Annotated in this window: 15 protein-coding genes and 1 riboswitch; of the genes, 3 read left to right on the plus strand and 12 right to left on the minus strand. The window is 67.5% G+C overall.

The features are described 5' to 3' along the window. Window positions 1-111: 111 nt before the first annotated feature. The 6 genes from AOK01_RS42345 to AOK01_RS01665 form a co-directional block, all read right to left on the minus strand. On the minus strand, window positions 112-1,251 hold the full coding sequence (locus AOK01_RS42345) for a Wadjet anti-phage system protein JetD domain-containing protein (RefSeq protein ID WP_107099702.1): 1,140 nt from the start codon (window positions 1,249-1,251) through the stop codon (window positions 112-114). Next, window positions 1,238-5,683 carry a coiled-coil domain-containing protein gene (locus tag AOK01_RS01645; RefSeq protein WP_055507577.1) on the minus strand — a complete coding sequence of 1,482 codons (4,446 nt, stop codon included), beginning with the start codon at window positions 5,681-5,683 and terminating at the stop codon, window positions 1,238-1,240. Before AOK01_RS01645 ends, AOK01_RS42345 begins: the two co-directional genes overlap by 14 nt. Continuing rightward, window positions 5,676-6,506 (minus strand): hypothetical protein, encoded by an 831-nt coding sequence (locus AOK01_RS01650; protein WP_055507579.1) that lies wholly within the window; start codon window positions 6,504-6,506, stop codon window positions 5,676-5,678. The genes AOK01_RS01645 and AOK01_RS01650 overlap by 8 nt, the downstream gene beginning before the upstream one ends. Then, window positions 6,503-8,041: a hypothetical protein gene (locus AOK01_RS01655; protein WP_213862034.1), complete on the minus strand. Its 1,539-nt coding sequence runs from the start codon at window positions 8,039-8,041 to the stop codon at window positions 6,503-6,505. The genes AOK01_RS01650 and AOK01_RS01655 overlap by 4 nt, the downstream gene beginning before the upstream one ends. A 269-nt stretch (window positions 8,042-8,310) precedes the next feature. Continuing rightward, entirely contained in the window at window positions 8,311-8,703 is a 393-nt protein-coding gene (locus AOK01_RS01660; protein ID WP_055507581.1) for a type II toxin-antitoxin system VapC family toxin, read from the minus strand. Continuing rightward, complete coding sequence (locus AOK01_RS01665; protein ID WP_055507582.1) at window positions 8,700-8,978, minus strand: hypothetical protein; 279 nt, start codon at window positions 8,976-8,978, stop codon at window positions 8,700-8,702. Before AOK01_RS01665 ends, AOK01_RS01660 begins: the two co-directional genes overlap by 4 nt. A gap of 104 nt (window positions 8,979-9,082) precedes the next feature. Here AOK01_RS01665 and AOK01_RS01670 point away from each other — a divergent pair, with 104 nt between their 5' ends. After that, complete coding sequence (locus AOK01_RS01670) at window positions 9,083-9,331, plus strand: hypothetical protein (protein WP_382033370.1); 249 nt, start codon at window positions 9,083-9,085, stop codon at window positions 9,329-9,331. Here AOK01_RS01670 and AOK01_RS01675 read toward each other — a convergent pair. The 6 genes from AOK01_RS01675 to gcvT all read right to left on the minus strand — a co-directional run bounded on the left by AOK01_RS01675 (window position 9,284) and on the right by gcvT (window position 15,181). Next, entirely contained in the window at window positions 9,284-9,808 is a 525-nt protein-coding gene (locus AOK01_RS01675; protein WP_245702028.1) for a nucleotidyl transferase AbiEii/AbiGii toxin family protein, read from the minus strand. The two genes, AOK01_RS01670 and AOK01_RS01675, sit on opposite strands and share 48 nt — an antisense overlap. Then, a complete protein-coding gene (locus AOK01_RS01680; protein ID WP_055507584.1) occupies window positions 9,808-10,422 on the minus strand; it encodes a type IV toxin-antitoxin system AbiEi family antitoxin domain-containing protein in 615 nt (204 codons plus the stop codon). The genes AOK01_RS01675 and AOK01_RS01680 overlap by 1 nt, the downstream gene beginning before the upstream one ends. 261 nt (window positions 10,423-10,683) lie before the next feature. Then, window positions 10,684-12,066, minus strand: a complete 1,383-nt coding sequence (locus AOK01_RS01685; protein WP_055507586.1) for an L-serine ammonia-lyase — start codon at window positions 12,064-12,066, stop codon at window positions 10,684-10,686. A gap of 162 nt (window positions 12,067-12,228) precedes the next feature. Further along, on the minus strand, window positions 12,229-13,491 hold the full coding sequence (gene glyA, locus AOK01_RS01690; protein WP_055507589.1) for a serine hydroxymethyltransferase: 1,263 nt from the start codon (window positions 13,489-13,491) through the stop codon (window positions 12,229-12,231). 25 nt (window positions 13,492-13,516) lie between these two features. After that, complete coding sequence (gene gcvH / locus AOK01_RS01695; RefSeq protein ID WP_055507590.1) at window positions 13,517-13,906, minus strand: glycine cleavage system protein GcvH; 390 nt, start codon at window positions 13,904-13,906, stop codon at window positions 13,517-13,519. Window positions 13,907-14,029: 123 nt separating this feature from the next. Continuing rightward, window positions 14,030-15,181 (minus strand): glycine cleavage system aminomethyltransferase GcvT, encoded by a 1,152-nt coding sequence (gene gcvT / locus AOK01_RS01700; protein ID WP_245702029.1) that lies wholly within the window; start codon window positions 15,179-15,181, stop codon window positions 14,030-14,032. Between the two features lie 173 nt (window positions 15,182-15,354). Continuing rightward, a riboswitch (glycine riboswitch) is annotated at window positions 15,355-15,473 on the minus strand. 247 nt (window positions 15,474-15,720) lie between these two features. Between gcvT and AOK01_RS01705 the strand changes: the two genes are divergently transcribed. Both AOK01_RS01705 and AOK01_RS01710 read left to right on the plus strand, forming a co-directional pair. Next, window positions 15,721-16,395 carry an AAA family ATPase gene (locus tag AOK01_RS01705; protein ID WP_055507594.1) on the plus strand — a complete coding sequence of 225 codons (675 nt, stop codon included), beginning with the start codon at window positions 15,721-15,723 and terminating at the stop codon, window positions 16,393-16,395. Window positions 16,396-16,505: 110 nt separating this feature from the next. Next, window positions 16,506-17,357 carry an enhanced serine sensitivity protein SseB gene (locus tag AOK01_RS01710; protein ID WP_079103094.1) on the plus strand — a complete coding sequence of 284 codons (852 nt, stop codon included), beginning with the start codon at window positions 16,506-16,508 and terminating at the stop codon, window positions 17,355-17,357. Window positions 17,358-17,637 lie beyond the last annotated feature (280 nt).

Raw genomic sequence — 17,637 nt, forward strand, 5'->3', positions numbered from 1 at the left:
GCCATGCATCTGAACAGCCCCCTCATGACCCTGTCCGTAGACATGTGTCGCGATTTGGCGCGCCGTACAGGCGCCTTGAAACTGAGCAACGAACAAGCCGACCCGGGGTTCTCACCGCACGTCCGCGTGCCAGGCGTTGGCCATGCAGAGGTGACGTAGGCCGACCCATTCCTGAGCCAAGCGCTCGCCCTTGATGAGCAGTTCGACAGCTCGGTCGCGGTGCCGTTCGCAAAGCCAGCCGGCCAGTTCCTCTGCCCGGTCCCGGGTTACGGGTTTCTCCTTGCCAGGAAGAGGGGTGCCGAGTTCGAACAGGGCGTCGTACAACTTCACTGCGGGGAGGACCGGTGGCAGGCCTGCCGCTCGTGCCTGAGCGTTGGCGCGTATGGGAATTGCGAGTCCGCTGGCGTCGAGGTCGCCGAAATAGCGAATGGCCGCCACCCCGTGATCGGGACGGATGCTGCGGACCGAGGAGACGAACGACTTGCCAATCCCCCAGGCCAAGTGGCCCAGGCCGTGATCCATTGTCCTCAGGGCCTCGGCCATGGACCAGCATGTGGTGTAGTTCTCTACTACGAACAGGATGTCACCGCGATCCATCGAGGCGTATCCACGTTTGCCCGCTTTGGCGAGATATACCTCGGTGAGCAATGGTGGCTCGGATTTCAAGATGTCCAGGAAATCGCGCATATATTGCTGATCGGAGAAAAGCCACCCGAAGGATATTTCTCGAAACGCCTTCTCTGGTTCTGAGAAGTAGGTAGTAAATTTTCCCTTTCCGAAGATCTCCAGTGCGCGCTCACACAGGGGTATGAGAGTCGGGTCCGGGTCGCTCATCAACCATTCATTAACTGCGACATAGGCGGTTAGTTGTTTGGCTTTTCGGTTCCACTCATGCGCCACTCGACCCATCTTCTCGTGGAGTGGCGGCATGGTCACCTCAGGTTCTGCCGGAGGTGGAGGTGAGTACACCCAGAGATTCATGGGGAGTTCGAGTCGCTCTTTGTCAGTTTTCTCCATCTGTCGGATTCCCCCTTGATTTTCGAGTCGTTCAAGGCACTTGAGGATTTCCCGGGATTCGAATGCGTCGACTGGAGATGTTCGATACACGTCCCGATGGATCTCCTTGAAGTCGGACATGGTCAACTTGTGTCTCCGGGCGGAACTCCTCTTGCCTGCTGAAGCTCTGAAGCGCAGGGCTTCAAGCATTTCCTGGTCTAGTCGGTCGAGTATCGTCACTTCAGTCTTCGTCATCGTTTTCCGTGTGGCGCCTGTAGTAGCGAGCGGTGGAGATTTCCGAGTTCCGGCCGCCGGGCAGTGAGCCGTCCAGCAGGGTCTCCATTTCCCCTTGTACCCTCAGATATTTTCGGTGAGTCCGCAGGTCGGCGTCATTGCGCATACGGATGACCAAGGGGAAGTTGTCCAGGACGGTGAGGTCGAAGATGCCGGTGGTGTAGATGAGCTGCACCCCCAGGGCAGCCGCCACTGCTTGCTGGAGACGCAGCAGGTAGGTAGCCGATGCCCGGCCAATCGGGTTGTCCAGAAAGAGGACACCGGAGTGACGGCGCCCCGTTCGGCCCCGCTCGTTCGAACGCAGTGCGGCCATGGTGCAGTAGAGAATGATCGCCGCGGTCAGAACCTGTCCGCCGGAGAACACGTCCTTGAGTTCGGACACCGGCACCCGGTGTTTGCGCAGAACGGCATCCGGCTTCAGGATCCGGACTCTGAAGCCCTTGCTCCCCACTGCTGACGCCACACCCCGCAGCAGCAGCGACATCCCGTCCCGCTTGATCGCCCGGCCGGCCACCACATCGGCGGATGCCTCATCGACCACGGCGGCGAGCCGGTCGGTCAAGGCGTCATCCTTCGCCGCGGTGAATCCGATACGAAGGAAGGGCTCTCCCGACCAGTCCGCCAGCCCCTCGGGCAACCGGGAGAAACGCTCAGCTCGTTGAAGGGTGCGCAGCGCTTCCTCCACTTGCTGCTTCATCTGCCGGACAATCTGCCTGCGGTGCCGGTCGATCGAGTCCAAGTCGACGTCGAGCGAGCGCAGTCTCTGGCGTAGCGCCTTCTCCCACTGCTCGGCCATGATGGGCAGTTCCGCGCGTTCCGTGCTCAGGATGATGCTGCGGCTGGGAAGGTTCAGAGCTGCGAAGCGGCTGTCGGCCGCGTGGCCCGCCAGCCGGTCGGCATGCTTGCGCTCGTCTCGCTGGGCGGTATCCGCGGCCTTACTGGTTTCGGCGTATACGGACTTGAGGCTGTCGTGCCGGTGGCGTGCCGCGGTGATGTCACCCTCGAACCCCTTGTCGTCAGGGTGGGGCTCGGGGCCCGATCCTGGTCCGAGAACGTCTGTCAGATCCCGAAAGATGTCCGCCTGGCGTTTGGCCTCGGTGGCCTCCCGGTCGGCGCGTTCGCTGTGGAAGCGCAACTCCTGCCGAATGCGGTCGGTCATCTCCCGGCTCTGCTCGGCCTCTGCGATGGACTTCAACCCCTCGCCGAGATGCCCGGGACGGGCGTACGGCGCCAGGTCGATGTCCTCCTCCGGCTCGACGAACGCATGGGCATCCGCCTTCCGGGCAGTGGTCACAGCGGTCAGTTCGGCGAGCCTGTCCTCCATGGCGACGACGGCACGTTCGGCCATCTCACGCGCCAGCGCCCGGGAAGCGTGGTCAGCAGCGTCCGGCCCGTCCAACAGTTCCACGGCGCGTTGCCGCACCAGCTCGTCGATATCTTTGATCTCGTTCTCGGCCGCGTCGACCCGGTCACGAGCCAGCGTGGCCTTCGCCTGGAGGTCGTCGCCGACCTTGACCCGCTGGTACTCGTCGGAGGCGGAGACGTAGGCGCGGCGGAGGATCTCCAGCGGCTGTCCGGGCACGGCGTCGTGATCCGGTACGGCGTCGGTTGCGGGTAGCTGCGCCAGCTCGTCGATCAGGCGCTGCGCGGTCCCTTTCAGCGCGTCTGCGGCTCGTCGATGCTCAGCTGCCTGGGAACGGCACTGTTCGCTGCGTACCGCCGCGTTCTGGGCCGTCTCCCGTTGCTTGGCGGCGGCGTCCTGAGCGGTGCGCTCCGCCTCCAGCCAGCTGGGTATGCGGGCTTCCCGAGTAGCCAGCTCGGCGAGCGCGTCCGCGGCTCGTTCGAGCTTGCGGTGGGTGTCTCGCTCGGGGGGAATGGCGTCCTTGACGGTCAGCCGTTCAGAGGCAAGCCGTTCGCGCACGGCGTCCTGCGCTACGACCAGTTCCCTCGCGGCTGCCAGTTCCGTGCTCTTCTGATTCACTTCGCCGAGTAGGGCGTCGAGTCGTCCCGGAGGGAACTCCCGGCGCCAGTCCGACAGGCGGGCGGACAACGTGATGTAGAGATTCAACCGCTGCTGCAGAGAAGCGAGTTCGCGCGCATGGAGGCTGTGGCGATGGTTGAGCCGGGCCAGTTCGTCGACCGCCGCCCGCTCGTCGTACAGCGCGGGATGTACGGGCACCACGTATTCGGCGTTCTCCCGTTCAGGCGGCGCTGAGAGCAGGTGTTTCTTGGTGCCGAGGGCAAGGTGTTCGGTGGGCCACAGCTGGCTCGCGGTCAGCACTTCGCACGCCGCGTCAAAGCGTTCGGCCTCGTTCACCACGATGCCGGTGACCAGACTCGGTACCTGATGCACGATCTGTCGGCGGCGGTCCACGCTGCTGATGGCGGCCACGTACTCCCAACCGGTCCAAGCCTTGATTCCGGCCTTCTCCAGCGCCTGGCACACCTGGACGGCTTCTACCGAGGGCGGCAGAAGTTCGGTGGTTTCCAGCGCTGTCCTGGCACGCTCATCGTCGGCGATCTTCACCTGCAACGTCGCGACGGCGCTTTCCGCGTCCTGACGGGCGTCGGCCAGCCGGCTCAGCAGGGCGGTGAAGTCCGCCTCCAGGTCCACCGGATCGGTACCGATCAGCCCGGCGAACCCGGGATCGGCAGTCAGCGCGTCGGTACGAGCGCGCGCCTCGCGGTAGTCGCGTTCGGCCAGGCTGTGAGATTCGCTGGAGGTAGCCAGCGCCTGTTGGGCCCGGCGGCAAGCGCCTTGGGCCAGATCGTGTTCCGTGTCCAGCCGGGTCAACGCGGCATCCAGCTCGTCGATCCTGGCTGCTGCCTCTTCGGCCCTCTTCCTGGTGGTGTCGGCGGCTTCGCGAACCCGCATGCCGTCGGGGGCGAGGCCTTCCCTGACTGCGGTCTCTATTGCCTGCCTGACGCCCTCGATGTTGCTCTTGTGGACTCCGGCATCGGCCGAGTGGACGGCGGCCTGGGCGATGGCGGCATTGTGTTCGGCCTGGGCGAGCCCCGCTTCGATGTCCTGTGCCGAGCCCGCCGTTTCGGCGTCGGTCGCCTCCTGCCTGGCTCGGTCACGCAGCTGGATCAGGGACCGCCGCAACGCCCCAGCCGCCGAGTCACGGGCTTCGAGTGCCGGACGAGCCGCCTCATGCGTGGCCGCGATCACCTTGCTGAGCCGCAGCTCCTCTGTGACAGCGTCCTGGTGCCGCAACACTGTGGGGACGACTCCCCATGCCTTCTCGACAAGTTGCGCCCGCCGGAACTGACGCCGGTGATGCTCCTCCTCCGCCAATGCCTCGTCGAACCGCATACGAGCGACCAACCGACGCAGTTCGGTGATGATCTCGATGATGTGCTGATACCGGTCCTCTTCCCGGCGCAGGTCGTCCCTCAGCTGCTGGCTCTCTGTCTGATGCCGATCGGCGCGTTCGTTTTCGCGTATGGACCGGATGCGGATCAGCCGCAGGATCTCGTCGAGCCGTTCGTGCGCCTCGTCCCTGCGCGCGATCGCTGCCAGTCCGATCTGACGAGCCTGCGCAAGGGGATCCAGAGCTTTCAGGGCGCCTTGGACAAAATCCTTCTCCAGTTCGAGATCGCCACGCACCGAGAGTTTGTCGGCGTATGCGTTGAGGACGTCCGCAAGATCCGTCGGCGGCTCGGTCGGCAGCACCACGCCAAGCAGGAAGTTGACGAACGCGCTGTCGCTGGCGAAGGAGAACACATCGGCGGCTTCTCCCTCGTCGGCGTTCATGGCCCGCTGGTACCGGAAGAGTTCGGGATCGAGGCCGAGGTCGGTCAGCCGGTCGGTCCACTGCCTGTGGACCCGCAGACAGGCGTACTCCATTGCTGGATCGGCTTCCGCGGTGGCGAGCATCGCATCGCAGAACTCCGGCAGTGGGCGGTACCGGCCCTCGCTGACGAACGGCAGGTTCCGCAATCCGGCGGTCTCCGTCGGCCGGAAGTGATACCAGCGCTCCACCAGTTGCTGCCGGTCGCGGGACGGCCGGCCGTTGCGCCAGGCGGACACCTTGCCGGTCACCAGGTGCCGGCCACTTTTCGCGTGGACCCACTCCAACACGACGTGCGAGACGTCGTTTTCGAGAACGAAGCTGTCCAGCGCGTGCGTGCTGGTCGTGCCGACGACCTCCCGCCGTCCCGGCAGTATGACGGAGAAGATCAGCTTGATCAGAACGGATTTTCCACCGCCGTTCTCCAGATGCAGCACGCTGGCCGGAGACGGCCGCTGCACTCGCTCCTCTTCGCCGAACAACAGAGTGGGCTGCGCGGATACTGTGGCCCCCGCACCGCTGAAGTCCAGCAGTACGTCTTCATAGCGGGCGGCCTCCGGTCCCACCGCACGCAACAGCACGCGGGCGAGCTCATACACTCTGTTCCTCCTGCGTGTCCCGCAGGGTCGGGACCACGACCCGCAGGGTGCCGGATGAATCCGTCAAGGGCACCACATTGAGCTTGAGCAGTTCGTTGAAGGCGTTGGTCGCTGCCAGTTCCCGTACCTGGAGTTGGTAGCGGGGGGTCGTACGGTAGTTACCTTCTCGCGGATCGCCGACAACGGTGAGGAACCCACTGTCGGTAAGGAAGTTGAGGGCCCGGCCAACCATCGCCTTGGTGGAATTCGGAGCCGCGCGCTCGTCCTTCGTTCGAGACGCCTCAGGACGGCGGGAGTACGCGTGCCATACCTTCTCCAGCTCGGGCGTCTCGGTGGGGGTGTCCGTCTCCTCTCCACCCTCGGCAGCCTTTTTCTGTAACTTGTGGCAGGTGTCCCGGACTGTGGCGTCGACGAGGCTGACGCTGATTCGGCCGATGTATCCGTCCTGTGCAAGGTCGTCGGGGCGCGGGAACGCCAGGGCGGCGATGGCGAGGTGGATGATCCCGTGCAGTACCTTCTCGGTGTCGCCTCGCTCTCCCCGGTACTTCGCGCGCTTCGCGTAGTCATCCATCTTGGTCTCGAAGACTGAACCGTCGAGTGCGGCGAGCACCACGGCCGCGGTGTCCCTGTCGCTGCCCAGAGCCTTCAGCCCCAGCCCCCGGCCGATGCGGTCGGTCAGCGTCCGGAAAGCGTCGTCCCGACGGTATCGCTGGGCCAGGTCGAGGTAGTCGCCGTCGCGTGAGGGGAGCACTCGTGGACGTAGGGCGAAGGCAACGAGCCGTGCGGCGGCCTCGGCGTCGTCAGTGGTGTATCCGTGGGTCACGCGAAAAGCTCCTGCTCTGGCGTCCGCGATGAGGAAAGGGGGCGGTCCGAGTTCCGTGGTCCGCCTGGTGCGTGGGCGCGGTCGATGGGCAGCGAGGCCAGTAGCAGGTCGTCGCCGCCGAAATCCTCGTCGTCCAGCTCATCACCGGTGGGTACGGCGACAAGTACGCGCTGCACACCGGCGCGTACGGCGTCACCAACCGGAGGACTGAATGCGTGGCCGACCCTGTGCAGGACGAGCCGAGCCACTTCTGGGCCTGCGGATCGGCGCGCCCGCGCCAGCAGCAGGCTCAACAACTCGGGCCGGTCACGGATATCGAGGAGCCCGTCAACCATCCGCTGGTGCTCCTCGGTGAAAACGAGCACGTCCGTCGGGGCGCCCAGTTCCGGATCGGGCACCTCCGCACCGTACGGCTCCGGCTGCGGCCCCGACTCGAAGAGCCGCGAGACGATCGACGGCATCCACACGGCGTCCGGTACAGCGGGGGCCACGGCCGCACGGAAGTAGTCCATGAGCGTGGGCAGTGCTTCGGCGACCGTCAATCCGAGTGCTGGAAGGAGCAGTTGGCCGAAGAGATCCAGAGCCGCGCGCTGTGGCGGTCCGGAGAACTCTTGGCGGTCCTGCTCGCTCCGGAAGAGGTCACCCGCGGTTTGAAGACGCTGCTGCAACTGCATGTGACGGCTGATGCAGTCCCGGACAATGAAGACCAGCTCCGCCGCACGTTGCTTGTGGCGCGAGTTATCTGCTTCGTCACGCTTTTCGGTGATGTGCGAGAGGATCTGGTTCTCCATCTCGTACCGGTTCTCGATGTGGGAGAGCGCGGCGTTCAGAAGATTGGGCACTTCGTGCTCCCAGTCCACCGTCCGCACATCGCGGCGCGTGGCGTCCAACTGCTGGCGCAGCGACTCCCCGTACTGCACCGTACGGTGCCGGGCCTGCTCTGCGGCGACCTTGGCATCATCCAGGCGCCCTCGCTCGATCAGGTTCCGCAGCTTGTGTTCCGCAGCCACCTGAGCCGACTCCACGTCGGTGTCGAGCGCGCCGACGAGTACGTTGATGGCCTCGTCCGTGGTCCGCAAGCGGATCTTGCCCTCGGTCGCACGCTCGACGATCAGTTTGAAGTCGAACTCATGGCGTCCGTAGGCTCCGTCGTCGTCAATGCGGCCGTATGTCCAGCTGAAGCCGCGATCCACCGTTCCGACATTGATCAGTTTGTGGAGAACCCACTCGGCCACCGCCAGATGTTCGTCGGCGCTTCGCTGCGGTTGCTGGACCGCGGCGAACCGGGCGACCTGACTCACCACGCTCACCGGATCCGCTCCGGAATCGAAGTCCATGGCGATCGTCACCTGGTCGATGACGTGCAGTGCTATCTCCGCCATCTGGTAGTCGCGGACATCAGCCCACTCCACCTTGTGTTTGTAGACATCGAGTGCTTGTAACGGTGCTGTGCACGCGAGTGCTTTGACCCGGCGCACCAATCCGTCATCAGGCAGCGTCGCCGCATGCTGCTCGTCGTCACCGTAGAACGTCACCGCACAGCCGCCACGCCGAGCGTCGGGCAACATCCCGCCAACGCAGTAACGGATAAAGCCACCGGCTCCTCCTCAGCCATTGAGACCGACGAGTACCTTCTTGCCCGTCAGCAGCACCCGAACCAGGAGAAGGAACCTACTACATGATCGCGACCCTCCGGGATGAAACGGATCACCCGGATTGATCCCCCAAGAGGGACGTGGACTCTGAGGTAAGCAGTCGTAAGTCGTGTCGCAGATCTCCTTTTGCGGAAGCGTGGTGGGGACAATCAGACTTTGATCACGCCGATGCGGGGGCCGCACAGCATGTGGAGGTCTTCGGGGTCTGACGTGAGGACGGTCACAGGGGCGGGTGAGGCGAGTGCGGTGGCGGCCACGATGGCGTCGAGGGCGTACTTGTGGCCATGCAGGCCAGCTGCGGCGAGCAGCTTGCTCGCGTGGCGGGCGACGGCTTCGGTGGGCGGGACGATGTTGACGCGCGAGACGGCGTAGTCGAAGCGGGCTTGGTTGGTTTTGGGGTCGCGGGCTTCGACGAGGGTGACGGAACTGGTGATGACGCGGATGTCCTCGGCCTCGGCGGCGGCGAGCCACTCGGTGAGTTCGGGTGTGCGTCGTACGAGGTTGGACAGGCCTTCGCAGTCCAGGACGAGGGTGCCGCTCACGCGGCGTCCGCCGAGCCGGCCGTGTCGCCGCGCAGGAGCGCTCGCTTGGCATCGACCGCAGCCTGGTCGACCGGGCCGTGCTCGGCTTCGGCGTCATCGATGAGTTCGCGCAGCCGGTCGCGCTCCAGTTGGCGCTGAATGAGGGCTTCGACGTAGGCGGACATGCCACGCTTGCCGGTGCGTGCCTTGAGCGCCGCGATGGTGCCTTCGTGGAGGGAGACGGAGACCGGGCGGACGGGACCTTCGCCGGGAGCGGAGTCGGGGGTGGTGGCCATGGAGCCATATTAACAAAACTCTTGTTATTAGGTAGGGCGATTCTGCGGCGTTGCGGCTTGACCGGAGGCAGGTGGCGGATTGCCTCGCGGGGTACAGATCCTCTGTGATCACCAAGCGCGACGATGCGACCCGTGGGCTGACGCGTGAGGAACTGCTCGCGCTGCCCGCGGCCGTGGACCTGGAGACGGCGAACCGTGCGCTGTCCCTCAGCCGCACCACGGGGTACGACCTTGCCAAGCGCGGCCGGTACCCGTGCACGGTCCTGCGTCTGGGCAACGCCTACCGGGTCGTCACCGCCGAGTCGCTAGAGGTCGCCGTAGTCGCGGTCGCGGGTGTTGAGGTCGCCGAGTGAGACGGCGGTGGAGAGCTTTTCGGCGATCACGGTGGCGAGTGGGTAGCTGAGGATCTGGAAGCTTTCCGTCGTGAGCTGCTGTTGGTAGTCGATGATCCGAGGGCCGGGGGTGACCGGGTCGCCGAAGCTGACATCCAGTTGGAGCTTGAGTCGCGCCCGGGCGATGGATGCGGCCATGGACGGTCGCAGACCGTGGTACTCGTCCTCCTCGCGGATGGGGACGGTCTTGAGTGTTGTGGGATCGAATACGACTCCGTCGTCGATCTCGGTGGCGGCGATGGCCGCGATCCTGTGGATGGTCTCGGTTTCGGTGCCTGGGAACGCGCGGCCGAGGGGGGATGCGGCCAGGCGGTAGAGGAAGCGTTCGAGGACGTACTCGACCATGATCTCGTCCGTGGACCGGCTGGTGCGGCGGGCCAGGTTGCGCAGGTCGTTGTAGACGCGGCCGGCGGTGGTGTCGCGTGTGGGGTTGGCCATCAGGCGAGCACCGCCTCTACGGCGGGGCGGATGACGGAGAGAGCGCCCAACTCACGTGCGACGTGCTGGAGTTCGCTGACCCCGTCACGGCCGCTTCGGCGCAGGTAGCGGCCGAGTGCGGACAGGGCGAGGTTCTCGCCGATGCGGCTGCGGTGGCGCATTGCGTCGACGACGCTGCGGGCTGCGTTGTACAGGGGAACGGTCTCTCCGGGGGCTGCTTCGAACCGTTCGACGCCGAGAGTGAAGGTCTTCGAGGCGTACTGCGCCACCACGGTCGGCGGGTAGGTAATCGTGGGGCGGCGTGCACCGCGCGGCACGGCGATGTGTACCGCTGCGGGGATGTCGTCGATCAGCTCGTGCAGGGCCAGGGCGGACTCACTGCACACGACGGCGCGAGGAGCCCGTGCGCACACGGCCAGCAGATCTGCGTGCGCGGTCTCCGGCGCGTCTGCCTGCCGGTAGACCCCTCGGGACAGTTCGTCTATCTCTCCCTCCGCGACCAAGGACGCCAGATCACGAGGGGAGAGCAGGACCTGACGTGCCTGCGCCGTCGTGAACGTGGGGGAGAGGCCGGCCAGCCGCTGCTCCAGGCGCGAATTCTCCGCAGCACTCATGTATCGAATGGTACCCCTCTGGTGGAATCGAGGGATCGATTTGATACATCCTGACGGCGGTCGAAGGCCAGGGCGGATCGGAACAGTGATCGCAGATGTCACGAACCCCCAGGTCGGACGCCCATCCCGTGGGATTTCCTGGGGACTTTTCGGGGACTTTCAAGCCCGTCCCAGGGACTTTTCGGGGATTTTCCGCTGAGTAAGCAGGGAAGGCCCCGACAGCGCTGAAAGATGCGAACGCGCTGGTCAGGGCCCATCTGACTAGCACTCGATGATGTTCACCGCAAGCCCGCCCCGCGCCGTCTCCTTGTACTTCACGGACATGTCGGCGCCCGTCTCCTTCATCGTCTTGATGACCTTGTCGAGGGACACCTTGTGGGAGCCGTCGCCGCGCATGGCCATCTTCGCGGCCGTCACGGCCTTCACCGCGGCCATGCCGTTGCGTTCGATGCAGGGGATCTGGACGAGGCCGCCGACCGGGTCGCAGGTGAGGCCGAGGTTGTGCTCCATGCCGATCTCCGCGGCGTTCTCGACCTGTTCGGGGCTGCCGCCGAGGACCTCGGCGAGGGCGCCGGCGGCCATCGAACAGGCCGAGCCCACCTCGCCCTGGCAGCCGACCTCGGCGCCCGAGATGGAGGCGTTCTCCTTGAAGAGCATGCCGATCGCACCCGCCGCGAGCAGGAAACGTACGACCCCGTCCTCCTTCTCGCTCTCGGACGCGGCGCCCGCCACGAAGTTGACGTAGTAGTGCAGGACCGACGGGATGATGCCCGCGGCACCGTTCGTGGGGGCGGTCACGACACGGCCGCCCGCCGCGTTCTCCTCGTTCACCGCCATCGCGTACAGGGTGATCCACTCCATGGCGTGGGCCAACGGATCGCCCTCGGCGCGCAGCTGGCGGGCCGACATGGCCGCGCGGCGGCGGACCCGCAGGCCGCCCGGCAGGATGCCCTCGCGGGACATGCCGCGCGACACGCACGCCTGCATCACCCGCCAGATCGCGAGGAGCCCCTCGCGGATCTCCTCCTCGGTGCGCCAGGCCCGCTCGTTCTCCAGCATCAGCGCGGAGATGGACAGACCCGTCTCCTTCGCCAGCCGCAGCAGCTCGTCGCCCGTGCGGAAGGGGTATTTCAGGACCGTGTCGTCCAGCTTGATGCGGTCCGCGCCCACCGCGTCCTCGTCGACGACGAAGCCGCCGCCCACCGAGTAGTACGTCTTCGACAGCAGCTCGGCGCCCGAGGCGTCGTACGCCCACAGCGTCATGCCGTTCGCGTGGTACGGCAGTGTCTTGCGGCGGTGCAGCACCAGGTCGTCGTCGAAGGAGAAGTCGATCTCGTGCTCGCCGAGCAGGTCGAGACGCCCCGACGACCTGATCTTCTCGACCCGGTCGTCGGCACCCTCGACGTCCACCGTGCGGGGTGAGGCGCCCTCCAGGCCGAGCAGCACCGCCTTGGGCGTCCCGTGGCCGTGCCCCGTCGCGCCCAGGGAGCCGTACAGCTCGGCGCGGACCGAGACCACGGGGGCCAGCAGGTCCTCGCTGCGCAGGCGGTGCGCGAACATGCGTGCCGCGCGCATCGGACCGACCGTGTGGGAGCTGGACGGGCCGATGCCGATCGAGAACAGGTCGAAGACCGAGATGGCCACGGTGACTCCTCAAAACAGGGTGTAGCGGGGTGAAACAGAGGTGGAGCGCGAGTGGCGTGGGACGGAGCCGGGTGGAGTTGGACCGAGCCGGATGGAGCAGGCCAACGGGCGGGCAGGGGTGTCGCGCATCCCCCAGTGTGCGCGACACCCCGCGAAACGGAACTACTCGCCCAGACCGGGGTACAGCGGGTGCTTGTCCGCCAGAGCGGTCACCTGGGCCTTGAGCGCCGGTGCGTCGTAGGACGGCTTGAGGGTCTCGGCGATGACGTCCGCGACCTCGGTGAAGTCCTCGGCCGTGAAGCCGCGGGTGGCGAGGGCGGGCGTGCCGATCCGCAGGCCCGACGTGACCATCGGCGGGCGCGGGTCGTTCGGGACGGCGTTGCGGTTGACCGTGATGCCGACCTCGTGGAGCCGGTCCTCGGCCTGCTGCCCGTCCAGCTCGGACTCGCGCAGGTCGACCAGGATCAGGTGCACGTCCGTGCCGCCGGAGAGCACGTTCACCCCGGCCTCGCGGGCGTCGGGCGCCGTCAGCCGCTCGGCGAGAATCCGCGCCCCGTCCACCGTACGGACCTGGCGCTCCCGGAACTCCTCCGAGGCGGCGACCTTGAAGGAGACCGCCTTGGCCGCGATCACGTGCTCCAGAGGGCCGCCCTGGAAGCCCGGGAAGACGGACGAGTTGAGCTTCTTGGCGAAGGCCTTCCTGGCGAGGATGATCCCGCCGCGGGGCCCGCCGAGCGTCTTGTGGGTGGTGGAGGTGACCACGTCCGCGTGCTCCACCGGGTTCGGGTGCAGGCCGGCCGCGACCAGGCCCGCGAAGTGCGCCATGTCGACCCACAGATAGGCCTCGACCTCGTCCGCGATCCGGCGGAACTCGGCGAAGTCCAGCTGCCGCGGGTATGCCGACCAGCCCGCGATGATCACCTTCGGGCGGTGCTCCTTGGCGAGCCGCTCGACCTCGGCCATGTCGACCAGTCCGGCGTCGTCCACGTGGTACGCCACCACATTGAACTGCTTGCCGGAGAAGTTCAGCCGCATCCCGTGGGTCAGGTGGCCGCCGTGGGCCAGGTCGAGACCGAGGATGGTGTCACCGGGCTGGGCCAGCGCGAAGAGCGCGGCCTGGTTGGCGGAGGCGCCCGAGTGCGGCTGCACGTTGGCGTACTCGGCGCCGAACAGCTCCTTGACCCGGTCGATCGCGATCTGCTCGGCGACGTCGACGTGCTCGCAGCCGCCGTAGTAGCGGCGGCCCGGGTAGCCCTCCGCGTACTTGTTGGTGAGGACGGAGCCCTGGGCCTCCATGACGGCGACCGGAGCGAAGTTCTCCGAGGCGATCATCTCAAGGGTGGACTGCTGACGGTGCAGCTCGGCGTCGAGGGCGGCGGCGATGTCCGGGTCGAGTTCGTGCAGGGGCGTGTTCAGAAGCGACATCGGTGGGAGTCCTTAGGAGCCGGAGTCAGGAGCCGGAGTCGGAGCCGGAGAATTCGGTGTACTCGTCGGCGGAGAGCAGGTCCTCCGGCTCGTCCGCCACCCGTACCTTGAAGAGCCAGCCGCCCTCGAAGGGAGCGGTGTTCACCAGCGCGGGGTCGTCCACGACGTCCTGGTTGACCTCGGTGATCTCACCGGTGACGGGGGAGTACAGGTCGCTCACCGATTTGGTGGACTCCAGCTCGCCGCAGGTCTCGCCCGCGGTCACCGCGGCACCGACCTCGGGGAGCTGGACGTACACGACGTCGCCGAGGGCGTTGGCCGCGTGCTCCGTGATGCCGACCGTCGAGACGCCGTCCGCGGCGCCCGACAGCCACTCGTGCTCCTTGCTGTACCGCAGCTCTTGGGGATTGCTCATGGGCTGAATTCTCCTGTTACGCGGGGGAGTGGTGATGAGAGTGGTGGTGCGGAGGACTGCGGGGATCGCGGCTGAGCCGGGCGGATGTGCCCGGAGCTCACTTCTGAGGCTTGCGGACCAGTGTCACCGCTGGCGCTTGTAGAACGGCAGGGCCACGACCTCGTACGGCTCGTGACTGCCCCGGATGTCCACGCCGACCCCGGTCGTGCCGGGAGCGGAGTGCGCCGCGTCGACGTACGCCATCGCGATCGGCCTGCCGAGCGTCGGCGAGGGCGCGCCGGAGGTGACCTCGCCGACGACCTCGACGCCGCCTCCGCCTCCGACCCCGCCGCCGGCGACGACGGGGTACCCGGCGCGCGGGACCCGGCGGCCCTCGGCGACCAGGCCGACCAGGACGCGCGGGGGCTGCGACTCGGCGCGGGCGGCGGCCTCGGACAGCGCCTCGCGCCCCACGAAGTCGCCCTCCTTCTCGAACTTCACGACCCGGCCGAGCCCCGCGTCGAACGGCGTGAGCGAGGTGCTCAGTTCGTTCCCGTACAGCGGCATGCCCGCCTCCAGGCGAAGGGTGTCCCGGCAGGAGAGCCCGCAGGGGACGAGCCCGGCCGGGGCTCCCGCGTCCGTCAGCGCCTGCCACAGCTTCGCGGCGTCGGCCGGGGCCACGAACAGCTCGAACCCGTCCTCGCCGGTGTAGCCGGTGCGGGCGATCAGAGCCGGGACACCGGCGACCGTGCCGGGCAGGCCCGCGTAGTACTTCAGGCCGTCCAGGTCGGCGTCGGTCAGGGATTTGAGGATGCCGGGGGACTCCGGGCCCTGTACGGCGATCAGGGCGTAGGCGTCCCGGTCGTCGCGCACCTCGGCGTCGAACCCTTCGGCGCGCTCCACGACGGCGTCCAGGACCACCTGGGCGTTGGAGGCGTTCGCCACGATCAGGTACGCGGTGTCCGCGAGGCGGTAGACGATCAGGTCGTCGAGGATGCCGCCGTCGGCCCGGCAGATCATGGTGTAGCGGGCCCGGCCGGTCTTCACCCCGCCGATGTTGCCGACCAGCGCGAAGTCGAGGAGGGCTGCGGCCTGCGGCCCGCTCACGGTGATCTCGCCCATGTGGGAGAGGTCGAAGAGGCCGGCCCGGCTGCGGACGGCGAGGTGTTCGTCGCGCTCGGAGCCGTACCGCAGGGGCATGTCCCAGCCGGCGAAGTCGGTCATCGTCGCGCCGAGCGAGCGATGCAGGGCGTCGAGCGCCGTACGGCGCGGTTCAACAGGGGTGTTACTGCTCACGGTGAAGGCTCCCAAGGCATGACGGCGAGGTCGTTCCTCCCCATCTGTCATCGGAACCTGAGAGGTTCGCCGTGACCACGGGCTGACGTGGTGGTCACCGGCTTGCACCGTGGGTGGAGCCGACGCCCTGGCTGCCACTGGCTGACAGGGGACGGCCCGCTTTTCAGATGTGCCTCGCCCGCGCGGTAACGGGGCCTGAGAGATTCAAGGGAGGGACTTGCTCCTTCGGCGCCCGGGAACCCGTACACCTGCGTGTACATGTACGTCCCCGGAACTCTCCCGCGCGGATTCAAGCGGCCGGTATGCAGTTGGCGGGCACATCATTGCACGCTCCGGCTCCGCGGGCGGCGGCGCGGTGTACCGGACAGGGGACAGCGGTGTACCGGACAGGGGACAGGGGTGTACCGGACAGGGGACAGGGGCGCCGGCAGTGATCTGTGACGGCACTGTGGCAGGACGGGAACAGAAACAACGAGACCTGCGCATTACCTTCTCTTTACACTCGACGGGGATGGGTCCGCTGACCCCAGGGGAGGACGATCAGGGTGAACAGGACCACGGCGTACGCGACCGGCTCGGGCATCGCGCTGCCCGAGCAAACCCCCGCCCCGGCCAGGGCGGCCTGCGGCCCGTTTCCGCTGCCCGTCGTCCGCGATCTGCGGGCGCGCGCCGGGCACAGCCCGCACGGTCTGCGCTTCGGCCCGGCCGACCTGGTGGTGGTCACGGGCCTGCCGGGCAGCGGCAAGTCGACCCTGATGCGCCGGGCGGTGACCGGTCGGCGCATCGACTCGGAGGACACCCGCGACCGCTGGGACGCCCGCCTCTCCCGCTTCCTGCCGTACGCGGTCTACCGGCCCTTCGTCCGCGCCGCGCACTACGTGGGCCTGCGCCGGGCCCTGCGCTCCGGGGAGGGCGTCGTCGTGCACGACTGCGGTACGCAGACCTGGGTGCGCAACTGGCTGGCCCGGGACGCCCGGCGCCGCGGCGGCACGCTGCATCTGCTGCTGCTCGACGTCGATCCCGGCACCGCCCTGGACGGTCAGCGCGAGCGCGGCCGGGGAGTCTCGCGGTACGCGTTCGCGCGCCACCGCGGCGCGGTCGCCCGGCTGCTGCGTTCCGTGGAGAAGGGCGATCTTCCGGAGGGCTGCGGTTCCGCGGTGCTCGTCGACCGGGCGGCGGCGGACGTCCTGCGGCGCATCGACTTCGGTGACTGAGCCAGGCTTCGGCGACCGAGCCCGGCTTCGGTGGCTCTCGGATGCGGTTGGCGGGCGCGCGGGCGCGTAGCCTCGTCAACCGCACAAGGCGGTTCGAGCAGGCGGTTGAGATGGACTTCCCGGCACAGCACATTCCGGCACAGCACGTTCCGACGCAGAACACTGCGGCGCAGGACTTTCCGGCCCAGGATTTTCCGGCGCAGGCGCACCCCCACCCTCATGCCGGCTGGCCCGGCAACGAGTTGGAGGCGGCGCTCGCCGCGTCTTTGGGGCTCCCCCCGTCGCCCTCGACGGGCGCCCGGATCGTGGAGACGGCCGCGCGCAGCTTCCTCTGGGTGCCGCTGCCCGAGGGCGGCGGCCCGCACAGCGGCCCGCTCGACCTGCCCACGATCGAGCTCGACGGCCAGGCGTACGTGCCGGTCTTCACCTCCGAGCAGCAGTTCCGGCAGGTCGTCGGCGACCACATGGCGTACACGGTGGCGCCCGCCGTCGAGTTCGCGCGCGGTCTGCCGCCCCAGGTGGGGATCGCGCTGAACCCGGGCGGCACGGTCGGGATGCCGGTGCCGCCCCTCGCCGTGGCCGAGCTGTGCCGGGCTGGCCGGACCGAGCTGGACGGGGCCGCGAGCGGCGGCCGGGTCCGGCTCTTCCAGCCCGACTGGCAGGAGGACCCGGTGGACTTCCTGGCCGCGGCCTCCGCGGAGTTCGCCGCGACCGGCATCGTGCGCAGCGCCCGGCGCTGCCTGGCGAGCATCGAGGGCGGCGACACCGTCATGTTCGTCGGCATCGAGGTGATCCACTGGGACGAGAACGCGCGCACGCTCCCGTTGGACGCCCTGGGCCGCGCGCTGGGATCGGTCCCGCCGGCGCACCCGGTGAGCCTCGTCTTCCTCGACGTGGCCCAGGACCCGGTGGGCGACTGGCTGCGACACCAGGTCCGCCCCTTCTACACCCGAGCCGACTGAACACGGGGGCGCGCACCGAAGGGGCGCGGGGAACGGCGCGCCCAGCCCCACACGACCCGCAGACAAGTAATCCACACACAACCCGCAGACAAGCAATCACACAGCGTCCCGAGCTCTCAACACGGAACCAAGCGGAGCGCAACCGTGCTGTCGGGATCGGCACTTAAGCTGGTTTCATGGCTCGGGCGGGGTGCTGCGATGTTCAAGCGAACACGGTGCCCGGCCGAGTGGGAGCCGTAGGAGCCGTATGACCCGTACGTCAGGGATGTCAGGGATGTCG

It is taken from the genome of Streptomyces aurantiacus, from assembly GCF_001418335.1.
Taxonomy (GTDB): domain Bacteria; phylum Actinomycetota; class Actinomycetes; order Streptomycetales; family Streptomycetaceae; genus Streptomyces; species Streptomyces aurantiacus.